This window comes from Arthrobacter nitrophenolicus, assembly GCF_045833485.1.
In the GTDB taxonomy this organism is placed as follows: Bacteria; Actinomycetota; Actinomycetes; order Actinomycetales; family Micrococcaceae; genus Arthrobacter; species Arthrobacter nitrophenolicus.
Map to the genome: position 1 here is coordinate 662,509 of NZ_CP174504.1, position 16,103 is coordinate 678,611.

12 protein-coding genes are annotated in these 16,103 nt (G+C 64.6%); 4 read left to right on the forward strand and 8 right to left on the reverse strand.

The genetic code is table 11. The annotated features are described in order from the left end of the window. Positions 1-3 precede the first annotated feature (3 nt). Positions 4-2,295 (reverse strand): galactose oxidase early set domain-containing protein, encoded by a 2,292-nt coding sequence (locus tag ACJJV6_RS03130; protein ID WP_354175940.1) that lies wholly within the window; start codon positions 2,293-2,295, stop codon positions 4-6. A gap of 835 nt (positions 2,296-3,130) precedes the next feature. Between ACJJV6_RS03130 and ACJJV6_RS03135 the strand changes: the two genes are divergently transcribed. After that, positions 3,131-3,376, forward strand: a complete 246-nt coding sequence (locus ACJJV6_RS03135) for a three-helix bundle dimerization domain-containing protein (protein ID WP_009356403.1) — start codon at positions 3,131-3,133, stop codon at positions 3,374-3,376. On the opposite strand, the gene ACJJV6_RS03140 is transcribed toward ACJJV6_RS03135, so the two are convergent. The 3 genes from ACJJV6_RS03140 to ACJJV6_RS03150 form a co-directional block, all read right to left on the reverse strand. After that, the gene (locus ACJJV6_RS03140; RefSeq protein ID WP_133345497.1) at positions 3,342-4,157 is read right to left on the reverse strand and encodes an MBL fold metallo-hydrolase; all 816 of its coding nucleotides are present in this window, start codon (positions 4,155-4,157) and stop codon (positions 3,342-3,344) included. The two genes, ACJJV6_RS03135 and ACJJV6_RS03140, sit on opposite strands and share 35 nt — an antisense overlap. Positions 4,158-4,245: 88 nt before the next feature. Continuing rightward, positions 4,246-6,402 carry an Ig-like domain-containing protein gene (locus ACJJV6_RS03145; protein WP_354175830.1) on the reverse strand — a complete coding sequence of 719 codons (2,157 nt, stop codon included), beginning with the start codon at positions 6,400-6,402 and terminating at the stop codon, positions 4,246-4,248. Between the two features lie 150 nt (positions 6,403-6,552). Further along, a complete protein-coding gene (locus tag ACJJV6_RS03150; protein WP_354175831.1) occupies positions 6,553-7,725 on the reverse strand; it encodes a glycoside hydrolase family 16 protein in 1,173 nt (390 codons plus the stop codon). Between the two features lie 440 nt (positions 7,726-8,165). Between ACJJV6_RS03150 and ACJJV6_RS03155 the strand changes: the two genes are divergently transcribed. From ACJJV6_RS03155 to ACJJV6_RS03165, 3 genes are all read left to right on the forward strand, one after another. Then, positions 8,166-8,378: a hypothetical protein gene (locus tag ACJJV6_RS03155; protein WP_009356407.1), complete on the forward strand. Its 213-nt coding sequence runs from the start codon at positions 8,166-8,168 to the stop codon at positions 8,376-8,378. A 225-nt stretch (positions 8,379-8,603) separates the two neighbouring features. Then, the gene (locus ACJJV6_RS03160; protein WP_354175832.1) at positions 8,604-9,332 is read left to right on the forward strand and encodes a hemerythrin domain-containing protein; all 729 of its coding nucleotides are present in this window, start codon (positions 8,604-8,606) and stop codon (positions 9,330-9,332) included. Between the two features lie 252 nt (positions 9,333-9,584). After that, positions 9,585-10,502 (forward strand): SGNH/GDSL hydrolase family protein, encoded by a 918-nt coding sequence (locus ACJJV6_RS03165; protein ID WP_354175833.1) that lies wholly within the window; start codon positions 9,585-9,587, stop codon positions 10,500-10,502. A 45-nt stretch (positions 10,503-10,547) separates the two neighbouring features. On the opposite strand, the gene ACJJV6_RS03170 is transcribed toward ACJJV6_RS03165, so the two are convergent. The 4 genes from ACJJV6_RS03170 to ACJJV6_RS03185 form a co-directional block, all read right to left on the reverse strand. After that, positions 10,548-10,751: a hypothetical protein gene (locus ACJJV6_RS03170; protein WP_009356410.1), complete on the reverse strand. Its 204-nt coding sequence runs from the start codon at positions 10,749-10,751 to the stop codon at positions 10,548-10,550. A gap of 291 nt (positions 10,752-11,042) precedes the next feature. Beyond that, positions 11,043-12,239, reverse strand: a complete 1,197-nt coding sequence (locus tag ACJJV6_RS03175) for a beta-propeller fold lactonase family protein (protein ID WP_009356411.1) — start codon at positions 12,237-12,239, stop codon at positions 11,043-11,045. 268 nt (positions 12,240-12,507) lie between these two features. After that, entirely contained in the window at positions 12,508-13,968 is a 1,461-nt protein-coding gene (locus tag ACJJV6_RS03180) for a TrkH family potassium uptake protein (protein WP_407709922.1), read from the reverse strand. Beyond that, positions 13,965-15,947: an amino acid transporter gene (locus ACJJV6_RS03185; RefSeq protein ID WP_407709923.1), complete on the reverse strand. Its 1,983-nt coding sequence runs from the start codon at positions 15,945-15,947 to the stop codon at positions 13,965-13,967. Before ACJJV6_RS03185 ends, ACJJV6_RS03180 begins: the two co-directional genes overlap by 4 nt. Positions 15,948-16,103: the final 156 nt, after the last annotated feature.

Sequence of the window (16,103 nt, forward strand, 5' to 3'; positions counted from 1 at the left end):
CGGTCATGATATCCACACCCATTTCGCGATGCTTGGAAGGTTATTGGTGTCAAGGACGGTGAGCATGTAAGGGCCGGGCGGCAGCAGGTTCGGGTTTCCCGGGACAGTGGCGCTGACAGTGCCGCCGCTGGTGGTCATTGGCAGGTCGACCAGGCGGGCGTTGGTGTCTGTCTGGTGTGTGGCAGACATCGGGGACATGAGCTGGGCCGCTTTGATGGTGCCGGTGGTCTGCAACGTCATCTGCTGCCCGTATTTTGCACTGCCGGGTGCTGCCGTGATGGTGGGCCGCGTTCCGTTGAACATGTACCTGGGTGAGTAGACGGAGATCCGTGTGTCGTAGGAGTTGTCCAGCGGGTTCGATCCCAGGACCGCCACCCTGCCGTCCGGGAGGAGGATGGCCGAGGAATGGTAGTTCCGGCCCACCGGGTCTGCACCGATGCTCGTCCACGAGTTGGTGGCGGGCTGGTAAATCGCCGCCGTCATGACGTTGTCCGAGCGGTTGTATCGGGCGCCGTTGGCGGCGAGTACGGTCCTGTCCGGAAGGTTCAGGAGGTTGACGTAAGTCTTTCCGGGCCCTGGAAGGTCTGGGCCGGGCACATACCCCGGGTTGGGCTGCTTGAGATCGATGATGTCCACCAGGTTGATGGCGGCCACGTTTCCGTCGGTATTTCCGCCGCCCACGATCATGACCTTTTGGTCCTGTGCGGGGCCCAGCAGCACGGAGCCCGCTTGGTCCCGCATGTCCTTTTGCCGCAGGCCAGGCACATCCCAGATTTGCGCTGTCTGCCAGTTGTATAGGGAGGCTCCGGTACCGGGCAGGCCGTTGCCGAAGGTGTGGCCGCCCGAATAGAACATCCGGCCGTCCTGCATCAAATACATATGCGGGTAGGTGCCCCAGAAACTCCAGGTCTGCGGGACGCTGCCGGACGGAAGCCAACTCATTGTGGAGGTCTTGAACATCTCCGTCAGTACTGTTCCCTCAGCCTTTTCGTTCAGGCCGCCGGCCGCCCACACGTCACCGTTACCCAGTTTGGTCAACGTGGGGTACCAGTGCCCGCCCGCCATGTCGTTGAGCGGGTGAAAGGTGTTGTCCGCCGGGTCGAAGTAGTAGCTCTTCTTGGACCCTTGGAAGGTTGTGGGCCCGTCCCCCGCTGTGGGGAAAGCCAGTGTCCCGCCGCCGATCAGGACTTTTCCATCTGGCAGCGTCACGTGTCCAGCGCAGAACATGTCATACGGGACGGGGACGTCCGTGAATGCTCCCGTGGTCGGATTCCATACGGATGCTTTGAAGGACCCGGCGTCAAAGGCGGCTCCATCATTTCCGGATCCGGCGATCAGCAGCACCCTGCCGTCGCTGAGCAGCGTGGAGTGTATGGAACGGAGGGGCAACGGGGACTCGTGTACCTGCCAGGACCCACCGGTCGCGGGGCCGGGGTCTGCAGTCGGAGGCGTTACCACCACTTCTTTCAGGGAGTAGTTGGTGGTCGTCAGCGTGCCGTTGGCCGAGATGGACAGCCCGAACGAGATGGCGTCCACGCCGGCCGGAATGGCCGGGGTTGTGGCCGCGGCGGTGGCCCAGCTGGCGGTGGCGGCGGGCTGTTTGAGGTCTGTCCAGTAGCCCCATCCCGCCGCCGTGTGGGTGAAGACTGTGATCGAGTTGCGGGCTGACGTGGAGGTGTAATCGATGGACACGTTGTATTTGCTGCCAACTTTTACGGAGGGCGCGCAGGCGGGCGTTTCGGCCTGCAAGAGCTTGACGTCACCGCTTGCATAATTGCTGACCGTGATGGACCAGGAACGCGAACCGGCGGCCGCCGTGGCGGGGACATCTGACGAGATACCCTGCGACACGGTCCGCGTACCCCACCCGGTTGCAGTGAAGCAGGCTGGCACGGGATTGCCGGTGGCGAGGGTGCCGTTGACCACCAGTTCGCTGCCCGCAGCCGGTGGTGCGGGCGTTGACGTGCTGGTGGCGAACATCGAGTAGTCGTCAGTGGTAAGTGTCCCGTCGGCGCTGATGGAAAGGCCAAAGGCGATCTGGTCGGTTCCGGCCGGAACGGTCGGGGTGGCAACCTGGGCTTGCGTCCATGCTGCTGACGCGGCTGCTTGGCCCAAGTCGCCCCAGTATGACCAGCCACTGGCGGTGTGCCGGAACGTGGTGATAGAGACCTTGACCGTTGACTGGTACCAGATGCCCAGGTTGTAGGTTTCGCCGGCCGTGACTTTGGGTGCGCACGCCGCGGATTCCTTCTGGATGGCCTTTCTGTCACCGCTCGAATAGCCGGCAATCGTCACGCTCAACGCGCGTCCGCCAGTCCGTCCCGGCGAAAAGCTCCAGGTTCCAGGGGTTCCCCAGCCTGATGCCTGGAAGCAGTCCGGAAACGTTGTACCTGACTCCAGGGAGGGGTTCACTACCAAGTTAGGTCCCACGCTTTCAGCGGCGGCGGAGATGCTGGCGGAGGACAACCCCGCCACGGTCAGCCCAGCTACCAGGAGTCCGGCTGTAACCCGGCGCAGGCCGGGGCGGGAGACTTTCCTGCTTCTATGGCGCCCAGAACCAGGAATGGTCAATACGTAGGGGGTGCGTGGAAGATGGAACAGCTGCACGTGGCACCGGTCCTTTGAAGGGTTGCCGCTGTCAGCGACCACAGAAAGGCGGGTTCGATTCCCGGAATTCCAGCCGCACGGCTTGCTTTGCCAGCGTCGTCATGCGCCGGATTACTGTGGTGAAAAGGTTGCTGCAGGTCCCGTCATTCAGCAGGACCCCGTGTCACCAGCAGGTTCTTGGCCGTAACCGCACCTGCTACATCGACTATAGAAACTGGCCGGTACGTCGTCCTGAGTACCGGGTACTCGATGTAGTTTTTGGGGTTACTTCCCTAATGGGATCCCCCAGAGCCGGAACGGTGGCTAGGGGACGGGAGGGTAGCTATGCGAGGCTCCCAAAGCACTAGGGTGACCTCGTACGACGACGGCGCGCGGCCGCCGTCGTACGCTTGCCTTGCGGGTTTCCGCAGACTTCGTCTGGAGGCCCTTTTCCCGGCGCCGCCCGTCCGTATCATTCAAGGATGCAGCCCGGCTCAGCATCGCACAGGTTGTCGTTGGCTCTCCCCCGAGGGGAGGACTGGTAATGCTCAAAAGGACCGAAGCCCAGGCCATCGCGGCCGCGGTGGACCGGCTCGCCGAGCGGTTCCCCGATGAGCCCCGCTCCGTCGTCGAGGACGTGGTGGCCGAGGAATACAGCCTCCTGGACGGCTGCCGGGTGCGGGACTACGTCGCGATCCTGGTGGAACGCGGCGCCAGGCGCCGGCTGGTCCGCCGGCAGCTCAGCGCAGACTTCGCTAGTGTTCCCGGCGGGTCTCCTGGAGCCGCTTGATGAACCAGCGCGACTGCTCCGGGCCGTAAGGCAGGACGGGGATCGCCTTGGTGGCGTCGCTGGGGGTGTCGCGGATGGACTGGCGCGCCTGGCGGACGGCGGTGGTCATGGTATCCGCCATGGTCTTCACGAACTGGTCGCTGCACGGCTTCCCGTGCCCGGGAATCAGGAACTCGTAGCGGTGGCGCAGCGCTGAAATGTGCCGCAGCGCGTCCGCCCACTCCTCCGGATAGGAGTCCTCGAAGGACGGGTGCGCGCCCTGCTCCACCAGGTCGCCCACGAACAGGGTGGTGGGGGTGCCCACCAGGAGGTCGCCGTCGGTGTGGCCGCGGCCCAGGTAGAAGAGCGTGGCGGTGAGGCCGCCCAGGTCCACCAGCACGGGCTGGTCCTTCACGATGGCGTTGGGGACCACCAGTTCCACGTTCTCGCCCTCACCGGTGGACATCTCCGGTTCCAGGGTCCCCACGAAGCGGCGCTGCACGTCCCCGCGCTCATCGATCTCGGCTGCGCAGTTCTGGTGCGCCCAGAACTCAGTGACACCGGCCTCGGCGAACACCGCGTTGCCGAAGAAATGGTCGTAATGCGCGTGGGTATTGACGACGACGAGCGGCAGCTGGGTCTTTTCCCGCACCGCGTCCAGGATCTCCCTGCCCTGCCGGGGGCCGCAGCCGGTGTCGATCACCATGGCCCGTTCGGATCCCACGATCAGTCCGGTGTTCAGCAGCGATCCTTCGGTGACCAGCACATAGTTGTCCGCGCCGACTTCGAGCCATTCCGACATTGTTTCTCCGTACCTCCGGCAAAGCAGTGTTCGTTCGTCTGGCTCCCGATTGTACCCAGCACTTCTTGGAGATCCCGGGAAGCGGCACCTACCGGAAGGTGAGGACAAGCTTGGGTGCGGTTGTGCTGCCCGCCTCCTTCGAGTTCACTGCCAGGCCGTCGGTGCTGCCGGTGTCAACACCAAGTGTGAGCTGCTGGCCGAGCTCGCCGGCCAGGTCTGCGGCCGTCAACGAAATGCTGTAGCCGGTGTTCGCCGCCGTGGGGCCGAGGGTGCCAAGGCTGCCGGCGCCGAGCGCGGGGCGGTTGGTGTAGGTGACCCCGGTTTCGGTCCAGCTGTCGTCCGCCACCAGCTTGACGTTCTGCTTGCCGCCCGATGCATTGTCACCAACGCTCAGCTGCAGCGCCGCGCTCTCCAGCGTCCTGCCCGCGTAGGCTGACAGGTCGAACTTCAGGTACACAACCTCCACGGGGCTGTTGTCCACCCACATGACGGATTTCTTGCCATAGTTCGTCCCCGTGCCGCGGCTGGACACGTAGCTGTCGGCGGTGGCGGTAAGCGTGACGGTGTCCGGGCCGGGGCCGGCCGCAGGGGCCGTGGTGAAGGTCCAGGTGTGGTCCGACGCCAGCGCGTTGCCGGCGGCATCCTTCACCCCGTCGGAGCCGCCCCTGATGGTTGCCGTGTAGGCCGTGTCCGGCGCCAGGTCCGAGTCCGGGTCCAGCGTGGCAACGCTGCCGGTGCCGCTGTACGTCACGGACGCGGGCACCGCCGTCGTCCCCGCTGTCAACGTGAATGTGTCCTCGCTGACCGTGGACGCATCCAGCGTTTCCGAGAACTGTCCGGTCACGTTCGCCGTCACTGCCACATCGGCAGCGCCGGCGGCAGGGGACGTCGCCGTCACGGCCGGGGCGGTGGTATCGCCGGTGCCACCGCCGCCGCCCGTGCCGGCGGGTGGATCGTAGAAGTGCCAGTACCGGCTGGTGGCGTTGACGCCGGCGAGCACCAGCAGGCCGCTGTTGGCCGTGCCCCGCGCCTCGCTGTTGAGGTTCTGCTTGGTGGAGGTCACGTCGTGGGCATACTGGTCGGCATCCATGATGCGGTTGGTCTTCGTGGTGGTGAAGCTGATGTTGTTCAGCGGTGTGGACTTCTCGTAGATGGCGCCGCCCGAGCTGGTGCAGGTGCCGGCGTTCGTGGTGCCGGACGGCTTCGGATAGGTGGCGAACGTCCGCAGCAGCTGGGCGCTCTCATCGATCAGGACCATCACCCGGTTGGGGCACTCGGCCACGGTGGCGATCGTGTGGGCTGTCCAGTTGATGCCGTTCAGCGCCAGCAGCTGGATCAGCGGCTGCGTGGATGACGTGAACGAGGTCTTGATGGCGGCGAACACGCGGCCGCCGGAGGAGTCCAGCCACTTCAGGTTCATGTGGTCGTCACCGCTGCGCAGGCCCGAGACCGCCGCTTGAGGAGCCGACCAGTCAGTTTCCGGCGCGCCGTCCACGTGGAAGCTCCAGTACATGCCGTCGGTAGCGTCGTCCTTCTGCCGGCTCCACATGACACCGATCTTCCCGTCGAACGCGATCAGGGCCGAGTTGTCATCGACAGACACGTCGCCCAGCGTCGAAGGATGCGCGAACGGGGTGCCCCAGGTGGCGCCGTCCGTTGCGGTGGCGTTCAGGTAGATCCGGTTCCCCTGCTGCCAGGTGGCCCAGACCCGGCCGGTGGAGTCCTTGTCGATGGTCAACGTCTCCACGCGCTGGTTGTTGATCTGCGTGGCACCCAGAAGGGTGTACTTCTTGGCGCCTGCGTCATAGCTGTAGCGCCGCATGGTGGTGGGATAGTTCGGTTCGGCCGGGACGCCGTCGTTGACGAACCGGTAGCTCGCCACGTAGAGCGTGGTCCCGTCCCACAGCACGTCATGGTGCGTGTTCGACCGCGGATCGGTGGCCACACCCGTGTCCACCCAGGTGCTCGTGGCGGAATCGAACCGGAAGATGTGGAAATCGGACGTGGCGGTGTCCCAGAGGTTTCCCCACCAGGTGCCGTCGTTGAACCACAGTGAGCTCGTGGCCCTCTTGGTGCCCGTGGGCGTCCCCGTCCCAAGGTGCGACGGGCCCTCAACCCCAATGTCGCCGTCGGCCGCGGAGGCCCCCACCGGCACCGCGAGGACACCGGTGATGGCAAGCAGCAGCGCTGCCAAGAGTGCATGGATCCGCAGGTACCGGCGGCCGTCCAGGTTCACATCAAACACAATCCACCCTCTTCAGCTAGAGCGTGCCCCCTGCCCACAGCGATGCCCCACGGTACCAACGGGGCTTCCGGCCGATCACCAGTAGCGCCTACTCGCTTACAGGACAGCGGCTACCTGCCAGGCAGGGTCTGATACCCGGGTGGACCGCTGCTAGTTCCTGGCCCAGATGGCCACCCAGTCAACGTAGACGTGGCCGGCGGTTTCGGGTGCCGGGCAGCCGGTCAGGCAGGACTCGGTCTGCAGGATGTAGCGCATGGGCGTGTCCGGGACCATGGACGTTGCTACGCCGATGGATTTGCCGTCCAGGAAGAATTCGATGCGGCCGGGAGTCCACTCGGTGGTTGCCACATGCCAGTCGGTGAACGGAACGCTGGGACGGAAGACGTCGAACGTGTGGTTGCCGTCCGGGCCGATGCCGTGCAGGGCGGCGTAGATGACCTTGGACAGGTCCCCTTCCGGGAAGTCGACTTCGCCGTCCTGCGGCCACTGCTTGCTGACCGGCCAGAGCAGCCAGGCCACCTTGAAACCGGGGAGGGAATCGGCCTTGAAGCGCACGGAGTAGCGCCCGTACAGCTGGCTGTTGTAGGGCGGCTGGGTGGCTCCGCCAACTACCGGCGAGGGGGCCGCGCCCATGGAAACACCGTTTTCGGAGTGCAGGAACATGTCCAGGACGCCGTCGTGGACACTCAGGACCTTCGACGGGTAATACCCGGACGTCCGCGCATCCTTGGGCTGCGTTTTGCCATGCGTGTCCGGTGTGCCGTCTTTGTAGGTCTCGTGCCATCTCGAGCCGTAGATGCCGGGAAAACCGCCAAGGGGCACATCCCCGTCCGTGAAATCCTCCACGAAGACCTGCCGCCACCCATCCAGGTCTCCCACCGGGACGGACTGGTAGAAGGCCGGAAATTCGGGCTTCGGAGCCGGCTCGGAGCCGCTGCCGTTGGCTGGCGCCGGAGAGTTGGTTTCGATCGTGGCCGCCGGGGTGCTTGCCTCCACACTTGGCTCGGCACTTGGCTGCGGGGAACTTGGCTCGGACGTTGACTCCGGGGAAGGAGCATCCGTGGTGGGCTGGGCAGATTCAGTCACCAGGGTCACGGGCTCGCCGCCCTGCCCTTCCGCGGTCTGTGCCCGCGGGGCATTGGCCGCAACGCTGAGCGTGCCGATGGTCAGCGCCAGGGAAACGACCATGAGGACGACGCCGCCGGTCCGGGCACGGTTCTTGACCGGTTTCGCGGGCAGCGCTTCTTCCTCAGGCACGAGGTGCCGCGGTGTCCCCTGCCCGCCCATCCAGGCAAAGCGGGAGTTGCGCGGGCTGTCTGCCATGGTGTCCTCCCAGCATGGTCCGGCCGGGGACTGCGGGCAAGAACGGAGCGCCCCGGCCTTATCCCCTTTGGTTCAGCGTAAGAGGGGCACCGCAGCAGGTCACGAGTACCGAGTACTCATATTTGGGATTCACCTCTCGTGCAGGTACTTGGTCTTCCCGCGTGCAGGCAGCAACAGCCATGGCGAACCGGTTAAGGCGCAGTTAAGCGGTCAGCAGGACGCTTAGAACGCAAAGGAAAAGCCAGCCGGAAGTCACTCGGAAGCCGGCTTACGTCCAAGGAGAATGCCGCCCTCAACAGGCGGCACCGCACGAAAGGAGCAGTACGTTGTCCGCACTAATTGGAGATCATCGAGCAACCGGGCACGAGACCGGGCCACTGTCTGCGCACGACGTGCGGTTCGCCCGGAAACACAGGGGAACGCGGGCCGTTGCCCTTGCAATGGCCGCCGCCGCTTCGCTGTCGACGGCGGTGCTGGCCGCCGGACCTGCCCAGGCCATTTCCGCGCATGGCTGGGTTGACTCCCAGGCCGTCTCGGTTGTGCTGCCGTTCACCGCTGCAGAGATCAGCGCCCTGCAGGAGCTTGGCGACTTCCTGGGCGCCAACTCACGGATCACTGCTGACCGCTACGCCTCGGGCAACGCCTACCGGTGACAACCGACGATCCAGGCCATAGGGGTCTGGTCTCTTGGCGGGACAGGGACGCGTGCCTGCGAACCTGTCCCGCTCCCATGACGTCGAACCACTATAAATGTAGTGACACTCCACTACATAAATAGTAATCTGGCCCCGTGGCCACACACTCATCGGGATCCAGTCCGGAAGCGCCGGCCCCCGGCGCCGGCGGGTCCTGCCAGATTTCCCCCACGGAGGCCAGCCATGACCGATTTCTTCACCATGCATCCCGGCGAAACCGCGGCGCCCCTGCCGCCGGGGCCGGTCCTGTCCACTGCGTCCACCGGCATGCAGCGGGTCCACCGCTTCCTGCTCTGGGCCTACGACGAGGCGCCCGACCTGGTGCGTTCCACCGGCCCCGGAGACACCGCCCGCGCCGCCTACGTGGGAAAAATGCTCAGCAACTTCCACAAGGTGCTCCTCGTCCACCAGGAGGGTGAGGACCTGCTGATGTACCCAAAGCTGGGCGAGCGGGCACCGGCGAGCGCACCGCACGTAGGGCAGATGCTCAGCCACCACAAACAGATCAGGGACCACCTGGAGGCCATCGATCCCATACTGAGGCGGTGGATGCAGACGGCGGATGCAGAAATCAGAACCGAACTCATCCAGCGCTACGAAGACCTGCAGCCCGTCCTCAAGGAGCACCTGCGCCGCGAGGTCACCGAGGTGATGCCCGTCGTCGACCGGGTGATGACCGAAAAGGAACTGATGGCACTCCCCAAGCATGGGGTGGAGCAGTACGACAGGAAGTTCCTGGTCTCCTTCCTCGGCATGGTCCTGGCCACGAACCCGCCGGAAGACCGGAGGAGGATCTTCTTTGACGAGATCCCCGCCCCGGTCCGCCTTGCCTACTGGCTGGTGGGACGAAGGATGTACCGCAAGCAATACGCCACGCTCTTCCCGGGCCGCCCGATCCCCGAGACACTGTAGGCCGACGACGGCGGCCCGCCCCCGCCGTCGTACCTTCCGCGGCCGGCGGGACGGACCGCCGTAACGCCGGGGTAACGCGTCGTCCGGTCCACTGGGTCTTCCGGAAAAGCTGTCGAGGGGGCGGAGTACAGGCATGGGCTGGAGCGGCTGGTTCAACCTAGGTGAACCTGCGGGCGGTTGAGGACGCACTGTAGGAACCAAATGTTCGACGGCGGCACGCGGCCGCCGTCGGGAAGGTAAGGGGTAGGAATTATGAGGACATTACAGACCCCGCAGGCATCGGCGGGCTCTCCTGCAGGGCGCATCGGGGCAGTGGCCGCCGCGGTCATTGGCCTACTGGCCGGCCCGGCGGCCATTCCGGCGGCGGCCTACGACGACGGGCCGCTGGACTACGTGGCCTTCGGGGATTCATACACGGCAGGTATAGGCGCGGGAGTTCCTCGCTTATCGTTGCTTTACCCCATTGATCCTGCGGACCCTAAGCCGTGTTACCAGGCGTCACCGGGTTATGTGGATGTGCTGGACGCACTGGACGACATTGACCTGGCCGTCAACGCGGCCTGTGCCGGCGCTACCGCTGCTGCGACCACGGCTGTGGCACCCACGGTGCCGGAGCAGATTACAGTGGCGTCCGACGCCGGTGATCTGGATTCAGAAACAGACCTCGTCACCATCACTGCCGGCGCCAATGACGTCAATTTCATCAACGCACTCCTGGCCTGCTTGACGCGCAGCGAGGCGGAATGCAGGACTGCAGTTGATGCCGCCGAGGCCCTTGCCCAAAGCGTGTTGCCAGCTGTGCTGGCCCAGGATTACGGAGCAATTCAGACCAAGGCACCCAACGCCACGATCGCGGCACTGGGATATCCGCATTTGTTCGCTCCGGAGTTTGCCGGTGGCGCACTCGTCGAGAACATCGAAATCTTCAACGCCGGTACTGACACCCTCAACAAGATCATCAGGGACGCAGCCAAGTCCTCCGGCGCCGTCTACGTCGAAGTTACTGACGACTTCGCTGGTCACGGCATTGGTGCAGAGGATCCCTGGATCAACTTCAATCCAGCAGACCCCCTGTTCGGCAGCAACTTCCACCCAACTGCCGAAGGCTATGCCAAGGGATATGCCGCAGCAGTCGTGGAGGAAGTGGAGATCGGCGAGTTGGCGCACTGACGGGTCAGGGCAAACCCTTCCCCTGAAAAGTCAGGAAGCCTCCGCTTAGCGTTCGACGCTTAACAAATGCATCAGCAAGGCCCGCCGCGGGTTGCCCGGATTGTCGAGGACATGGAATTCCAGTTGGCGGCGGGCCTCCGCTTCGCCGCTGGCCGTGTCTGAGAGGATCTCATCAATAATTTCCTGTGCCTGTTGCTCCAGGAGGACCACTTCCTGATCAGCTTCAGAAAACACCGTGCTGTTATTCATATTCAGCCTTGTCATGTCCGAGCAGGCCCTTATCAGGCCTGCATCCCAGGGCTCCCCAGCCCACTCCAGAATGTTCGGATATTACAAGGCGCCCGGGAAATGCCCGGACAATGACACGCAAATTCGCGGACAAGAATTTTTCGGAATGCAGCACTCAGTTCTGATTTTCGCTACGCAAACTATCCAGCGCGGCCGAAATACGGGTAGCGCCAGCAATTTTAATAGCGGCATAAATTTTGCGCAGCGAAATCGACCGGACCGCTGGATAACATGGCGTGCCCGAGGCTTTGATCAGCGAACCTTCGCCTTGGTCACGGTGATCGTGATCGGGTCCGTGACCGCGTCGGGGCTGAGCCCGTTCGTGGCGGTCACACTGAACGTGAACCTGCCGGCCTTGGTCGGTGTTCCGGACAAGACTCCTGTGGTGGTATCCAGGGTTAGGCCTGGGGGCAAGGCACCGGAGGCAACATGGAAGGTCGGGGCCGGGGCACCTGTAGCGGCGAATGTGTAGCTGTAGGCGGCACGCGTGTTCGACTTGGTCGGCGGTGTGGCCGCGGTGAACACGGGAGCTGCATCCACAGTGATGACCGACACCGTGTTGGAAGCCGTGTTGACGACATAAACCCTCGACCCGTTCGGGGCAACAGCAACGCTGGTCGGAGACGCCCCGACCGTGATGGTGGAAGTCACCGCGCCGGAGACCACGTCGATGACAGACACCGTGTTGGAACCGGAGTTGGTGACGTAGGCTGTCAACCCGTCCGGGGCAATCGCCACACTGTCCGGGGCCCACCCGACCGGGATGGTGGAGGACACAGTTCTGGTTGCCACGTCGATGACCGACACCGTGTCGCCCTCGTTGTTGGCGACGTAGGCTTTGGACCCGTCCGGCGTGAACGCAACGCCGGTCGGAGAAGACCCGACGGGAATGCTGGAGGTCATCTGGCTCGTGCCCACATCGACCACCGACACCATGTTGGAATCCTGCCCGTTGGTGACGTAGGCCGTTGAACCGTCCGGGGTGAACGCAACGGCGTTCGGAAGCGGCCCAACCGGGATGGCGGAGGTCATCGTTCCCAGGGCTACATCGATGACCGACAGCGTGTAGGTACCAGCGCTGGTGACATAAGCCTTCGACCCATCCGGCGTGAATGCAACGGCAGTCGGAGTCTCTCCCATCGAAATCGAGGAGGTCACCGTGCCCGACGCCACATCAATGACCGACACCGTGTCAGAACCGGTGCTGGTCACATAGGCCTTCGACCCGTTCGGGGTTACCGCAACACCGATGGGAAACGGCGCGACCGGGATCGTGGAGGCCGCCGCGCCTGAGGCAACGTCGATGACGGACACCGTGTCGGATTCGGCGTTGGTGACGTAGGCCTTCGACCCGTCCGGCGTGAAGGCGACGTCTCGAGGGCTCGACCCAACCGGGATGGTCGAGGTCACCGTTGTTGCAGCGGTTGCGGGGAGATTGCCGGCCAGCATGAGCGCCGCAACAATTGTTCCGACGACGGCCGCACGCCGCCTGCGCGGGCCGGCTTGCCTAACTTGAGCCGCAGGTCGGACCGAGTGTCGCCGGGACCGTGTCTTTAGTAGCTGCATCAGATTTCCCCTTTTAACGGCGGGCCGAAACGACGGCTTTCGCCGGAGTTTATAGACCGGGAAATCTACGGTCACCGTTGGTTGGTACCTGTCTTTTGCGACGGCGCTACCTGTTGCGGTGGCGGCTAAGCAGAAGGCGTGGGCAGACGCTCTAGCCGATGATGGGCCGTTCTTCGGGGAGGCGGTAGAGGCGCGGGCGGGCTGAGAGCGCCAGGGCTGATGCCACTGCTACGGTGCCGATGCGTCCCGTGAACATGAGTGCCATGAGAACCCACTCGGCGGCCGGCGGGAGGTTGTAGGTGATGCCGGTGCTCAGACCCACCGTGCCGAAGGCGGAGATGGATTCGAAGAGGACCTTTTCCAGGCTGTAGTCGGTAAACATCAGCAGCAGCATGGTTCCGGCGACGACGGCGGCTATCCCGAGGAGAGCCACGGACAGGGCCTGGCGCTGGGATGACGAACTGACGGACCGGTGTGCGATGGTCACCTGGTCGCGGCCGCGGACTTCGTTCCAGATGGCGAAGCCGAGCACCAGGAAGGTTGTGATCTTGATGCCGCCTGCGGTGCCGGCGCTGCCGCCGCCGATGAACATCAGGATGTTGGTGACCATGAGTGTTTCCGGTGCTGCGACGCCGTAATCGATGCTGTTGAACCCGGCGGTGCGGGGAAATACACCCCCTGCGAAGGAGCCGAGGATTTTGCCGGTGAGGGACAGCTGGCCAAGGGTTTCGTTCCTGTTCCATTCGAAGGCGCCGAACAGCAGCGTTCCGGCGAGCAGGAGCAAGAGCGTTCCGTAAATAGTGAGGCGCAGGTGGATGGTCCAGTTCCTGGGGTGGACGTCACCGCGGGTGAGCTGGATAATCACCGGGAACCCAAGTCCGCCGGCGATGATGGCCAGGCAGATAGGTGTGATGATCCAGGGGTCTTCGGCGAAGCCGATGAGGTTGCTGCTGTAGAGGGAGAAGCCGGCGTTGTTGAACGCGGACACGGCGTGGAACGCACCGTGCCACAGTGCGGTAGCGGGATTCGAGTCATAGGCGATCCAGAACCGGATGGTCAGGACCAGGGCCGATGCGGCTTCGAAGGTCAGCATGATCTTCGCTACCCGGGTGAGCACGGCCCTGACGTCGCCGAGGTTCAGGGTGTGTGTTTCCGACTGGGCGACGAGCTGGCCGCGCAGCCCGATGTTCTTGCGGACCAGCAGCGCGAGCAGGGTTGCCAGGGTCATGATGCCGAAGCCGCCCACCTGGATGAGCCCGAGGATGATGCCCTGGCCCAGCGGGGTCCAGAACGTTGCCGTGTCCACGGTGATCAGGCCCGTTACGCAGACCGCCGAGACAGAGGTGAACAGGGCGTCCATGAACACATCTGCCGACTGGTCGGTCCGGGCCGCCGGGAGCATCAGCAGTGCCGCGCCAATGATGATGACCAGCAGGAACGCCACGGGAACGGCCCTGACGGGATGGGACATTAGCCGGCGGAAGACGTTGTCCTTCCCGGGCTTGCCGTTCCTGGCTTCCCGCAGCATCTTCTGCACGGTGGCCACACTGGCAGGGTCCAGCCCCGGGTTTCGAGTTTCCGACGGCGGGGGGCCGCCTTTGCGCAGGCTCATCCCACGTGGATGCCCGGACGGCGGTCCGGGTCCGGCTCGTTCTTGCGGATGATTTCGCGGACCACCGGGGCGGTGTCGCCGCGGCCCAGGAGCAGGTACCGCATCAGGTGGGCGAGGGGGTTTCCTTCCGACCATTCGAAGTAGGCGTGCGGCCGGACACCGGTGGCATCCCGCAGGGCCAGGAGGATCGCGGCGATGGCGTTGGGGGCGGCCGGGCTCTGGGCGCGGAGCACCCGGTGGCCTCCCACTTCCATGCCGTGCACTTCGAGGGTGTCGCTGAATTCGGAGGGGTCTGTGATGTTCACTTCGAGGAAGATGACATCGGCAGTCCCGGGCACCGGATTCATCTCGCGCTGGGCGGCTTCCTTGCCCGCGTATTCTGAGGCGCTGCGCGCTTCCGGGCGGTGGGCGATGAGGTTGATCCGGCCGTCGAAATCCAAGGTGTCGCTGATGAAGCGGCGGGCAACGCCGTCGAACACTATGCGGTCGACGCGCAGCTCGGTGGTGCGGCTGACGCGGGAGACAAGGGAGACGGCGATGATGCCGAGGATGAAGAAAGCGGAGATGGTGATGCCGTCAGGTTTGGCCACCACGTTTGCTGCCAGGGCGTAGAGCATCACCAGAGTCAGGACCGTGAAGGCAACGGCTGCTGCGCGGTGTTTGCGGCGGATGGCGGAGATGGTGACGGCGATGGCTCCGGAGACCATCATGGCCAGGATGCCGGTGGCGTAGGCGCCGGCCTGGGCGTTGACGTCGGCGTTGAAGCCGATGGTGATCAGGACGCTGATGGCCGTGTACACGAGCACCACCGGGCGGACGGCGCGGGACCAGTCCGGAGCCATGCCGTAGGACGGCAGGTAGCGGGGGACGATGTTGATGAGTCCGGCCATTGCGGAAGCACCGGCGAACCAGAGGATCAGGATGGAGCTGACGTCGTAGACGGATCCGAAGCCGTTGCCGAGGTGCTCGTGGGCCAGGTAGGCCAGGGCCCTGCCGTTCGCCTCGCCGCCTGCCTGGAACTCCCCGGCGGGGATCAGCACGGTGGTGACGAAGCTGCTGCCGAGCAGGTAGACGCTCATGATCACGGCCGCCGTCGTCAAAAGCCTGCGGGTGTTTTTGACCCGGCTGGCCAGCTTTTCCTCCGGTGTGGCTCCTTGGGCCGCCACGAGGGGCATCATGCTGACGCCGGTCTCAAAACCCGACAGGCCCAGGACCAGCAGGGGAAACGCCATCAGCGCCGGCCCAACGACCCCGCTCAAGCCGCCGCCGGACGACGTGAGCGCGTCGGTCCACCCGGTGAGCGCACCGGGTGTGGCGAGGATTTCCGCGATTCCGGCGCCGATGATGATGGCGTTCATGCCGAGGAAGACGGCCACGAGGGGGATGGCGATGGCTACCGCTTCCGAGAACCCCAGCAGGAACACCCCGCCCAGGATCAGGAGCAGGACAACGGTGATCGCCACGGCCTGCCCATCCAGGAAGGGCGGCAGGTAGGGATTTTCGAGCAGGTGCACCGTGGCGTCAGCCGCTGAAAGGGTGATGGTGACGATCCACGACGTCGCGACGAACCCGAGCAGGACCAGCACGAAGATCTTTCCGCGCCAGAAGGGCAGGAGCCGTTCCAGCATCGCCACGGACCCCTGCCCGTGCGGGCTTTCCGTGGCCACCCGCCGGTACATGGGCAGCATCCCGAGCAGCGTCAGGGCCACGATCAGCAGCGTAGCCAGTGGGGACAGCGCGCCGGCGGCCAGGGCTGCGATGCCGGGGAGGTAGGACAGGGTGGAGAAGTAGTCCACCCCGGTCAGGCACATCACTTTCCACCAGCTCTGCTGGGATGCGTGGGTGTCAGAGGTTTCCGGCCCGACGGGCTGGTTGACCCGGTGTTCGAGCAGCCACCGGACCAGCGGACTGCCGGGTGCGGATTTCCGTTCCGGGTTGGGAACGGTGGCGGGTATGGAGAACCGGGCGGAAGCCGTCAAGGACGTGTCTTTCTATACTGCCTGCGACGGGCACAAACAGCCCCGTTTCAGACGCGACGCTGTGCTGATAACCACCGGAGCGTAGCACCGCGTTCATCCCGTATTCGGGGCGTTTCCGCGGATCTTAATGCTTTCTTAACGCCCTCCCGCTGCGTC

What these genes read in the sequence shown, in the direction of transcription:
- ACJJV6_RS03135 (WP_009356403.1), top strand. Translation starts at nt 3,131, where the DNA reads ATGCTCAAAAGGACCGAAGCCCAGGCCATCGCGGCCGCGGTGGACCGG.
- ACJJV6_RS03140 (WP_133345497.1), bottom strand. Translation starts at nt 4,157, where the DNA reads ATGTCGGAATGGCTCGAAGTCGGCGCGGACAACTATGTGCTGGTCACC.
- ACJJV6_RS03150 (WP_354175831.1), bottom strand. Translation starts at nt 7,725, where the DNA reads ATGGCAGACAGCCCGCGCAACTCCCGCTTTGCCTGGATGGGCGGGCAG.
- ACJJV6_RS03155 (WP_009356407.1), top strand. Translation starts at nt 8,166, where the DNA reads ATGGCCGCCGCCGCTTCGCTGTCGACGGCGGTGCTGGCCGCCGGACCT.
- ACJJV6_RS03160 (WP_354175832.1), top strand. Translation starts at nt 8,604, where the DNA reads ATGACCGATTTCTTCACCATGCATCCCGGCGAAACCGCGGCGCCCCTG.
- ACJJV6_RS03165 (WP_354175833.1), top strand. Translation starts at nt 9,585, where the DNA reads ATGAGGACATTACAGACCCCGCAGGCATCGGCGGGCTCTCCTGCAGGG.
- ACJJV6_RS03170 (WP_009356410.1), bottom strand. Translation starts at nt 10,751, where the DNA reads ATGAATAACAGCACGGTGTTTTCTGAAGCTGATCAGGAAGTGGTCCTC.
- ACJJV6_RS03175 (WP_009356411.1), bottom strand. Translation starts at nt 12,239, where the DNA reads ATGCTGGCCGGCAATCTCCCCGCAACCGCTGCAACAACGGTGACCTCG.
- ACJJV6_RS03180 (WP_407709922.1), bottom strand. Translation starts at nt 13,968, where the DNA reads ATGAGCCTGCGCAAAGGCGGCCCCCCGCCGTCGGAAACTCGAAACCCG.